The following is a 2,041-nucleotide window of genomic DNA, read 5'->3' as shown; positions in this document are numbered from 1 at the left end:
TGGAGGTCCGGTCGGCCGACGGCCGGGTGCTCGGGCCGGACGACACCGAGGTGCTGCTGCCCTGACCGGACGCGGCGCCCCGCCCACCGCGGCGGTGGACGGGGCGCGCGATGAGGTGGCGCGGCGTCAGCAGTTCCGGATGGACCAGACGGGCGTCCAGTCCTGGGTGTGGTTGGCGCCGCCGTCGGGCGTGAAGGACTTCAGCACGGCGCCGTTCGCGCCGTAGAAGTACGAGCGCACGCCGCCGGTCTGGTTGTCGGCGTAGAACCCCTGGCCGAACCAGCCGCTGAGGCTGTACCGGGCGCAGCCGGAGAGGAAGAAGATCTTGTAGTCGCCGGCCGTGGGGTCCCACACCAGGGTGCAGAGGTTGCCGGGATCGCAGCGGTAGTCGCTGTCGGCCGGGACGTGGTCGAAGGGGGCCGCCGGGGAGATCGTCGGCGAGACGGCGGCGATCGCGGCGGCCTGCGCCTGGGCCTGGAGCGGCGGCGCGGGCGGTGCGATCAGGACCTGACCGGTGGACGGGGGAGTGGCGGGCGCGGGGGCGGCCTGGGCCGGGCCGGTCCCGGCGAAGGCCGTCAGCACGGCGGTGAGGGCGCCGGCCACGCCGAGGGCCGAGCGCTTGGGGCGGGAGCGGAGCATGGGTCCTCCAACTGTTCGGATCGGCTCAGCCGGTGGTGCCGGTGGCCGTCTCGGGCTCTTCGACGGAGGTGGTGGTCGCGGTCGTGGCGGTGGCCGTCGCGGTGGCGGTGACGGTGGCCGTCTTGGCGGTCGTCGCCGTGGCGGCCGGGGTGCTCGTCGCGGTCACCGTGGGCTTCGCCGTGGTGGCCGTCGCCGTCGCGGTGGGGGCGATGGGCGCCGTGGTCGTGGGCGGCGCGGTCGTGGGCGGTGCGGTGGTGGTCGGCGTGGCGGTGGCCGTCGCGGTGGTGGGCGGCGGCGTGGTGGCGGTCGTCGTGATCCCCGGCGTGGTCGCGCCCGAGGTGGTCGCGCCCGGCGTGGTGGCCGTCGCCGATCCGCTGGACGCGCTCGCCGAGCCGGAGGTCGGGCCGGACGGCGAACCCGAGGTGGTCGTGCCGCCCGTGGTCGAGCCCGAGGCCGAGGCGGAGGTCGAGGCCGAGGTCGCGCCCGGCGCCGTCGGCGAGAAGGTCTTCCAGACGGCGGCGGCGGGCACCCCGGGCACCAGCGGCCCGCTCGGCGGCTGGGCCGGCTGGTCGACGACCTGGGCCTGCCCCGTCACCCGGGTGAACCAACCGCCCGTCGTGACGTCCACCAGCACGATCTCGGCCACCGGCTGCGCCGCGGGGGCCAGGATGACCAGCGTGCTCGGCTGGAAGCCCGCCCACGCCTTGCCGGTGTACTTGGCGCCGGCGACCAGCGCCGGCTCCTTCAGCGGGTTGCCGCAGCCGCACCGGGCCCGGGGCACGCCTTGCGTGTCCACCAGCACCGCGGTGCCGGCCTGCAGCACCGCCTGGTAGGCGACGGCCGTGCCGCCCTGGTAGCCGTGGTTGGTGACCCGGGTGTCCACCCGCAGGTACGCCGAGGTCAGCGAGCGCAGGTAGCCCGGGAGCTTGGACTGCTCGATGCCCTGCGCCGACGCCCAGGCCCGGCCGGTGTCACCGGTCGCGGTGATCGAGACCAGCCGTTCCACGTCGCAGCTCGGCTTGCTCATCGTCCCGCCGTACACGCCCGCCGACGTTCCCTCGACGCGGTGGATGGCGGCGGTCGCGGTCGCGGCCCCGGTGGCACCGCCCGTCTGGGTGGCCGTGGCACCGCCCGTCTGGGTGGCGGCGGGCCCGGCGGAGGTCGAGGCGGGGGCCGGCGCCTGGACCGCCTGGGTCTCCACCGACTGGGTGAACGGCGCCGGGCCCGGGTCCTGCGGAGCCTGCAGCGCGACCTCGTTGGCGGTGGGCACGGTGTTGTTCTGACCGCCACCGCCGCCGGCGTTGACGATCAGCACCGTCCCCACCACCGCCAGCGCCACCAGGCCGGCCAGCAGCCCGGCCTTCCAGGGCGTGCGCCACCACGGCGTCGGCCGCCGCCCGGA

General features: G+C 76.4%; 2 protein-coding genes. Both read right to left on the bottom strand.

Annotated elements, in window-relative coordinates:
- Nucleotides 1–126: 126 nt before the first annotated feature.
- Complete coding sequence (locus tag ABD308_RS04295) at nucleotides 127–639, bottom strand: hypothetical protein (RefSeq protein WP_344325754.1); 513 nt, start codon at nucleotides 637–639, stop codon at nucleotides 127–129.
- Between the two features lie 25 nt (nucleotides 640–664).
- On the bottom strand, nucleotides 665–2,041 hold a 1,377-nt coding region (locus tag ABD308_RS04290; protein WP_344325751.1), incomplete at its 5' end, for a DUF6777 domain-containing protein.

The sequence above is a fragment of the Kitasatospora putterlickiae genome (assembly GCF_039527695.1).
Classification (GTDB): Bacteria; Actinomycetota; Actinomycetes; order Streptomycetales; family Streptomycetaceae; genus Kitasatospora; species Kitasatospora putterlickiae.
This window is presented reverse-complemented; position numbering and strand designations above follow the sequence as displayed.

Bases quoted from the DNA above. Each gene is read 5' to 3' on its own strand.
- ABD308_RS04295 (WP_344325754.1), bottom strand. From the start codon at position 639: ATGCTCCGCTCCCGCCCCAAGCGCTCGGCCCTCGGCGTGGCCGGCGCC.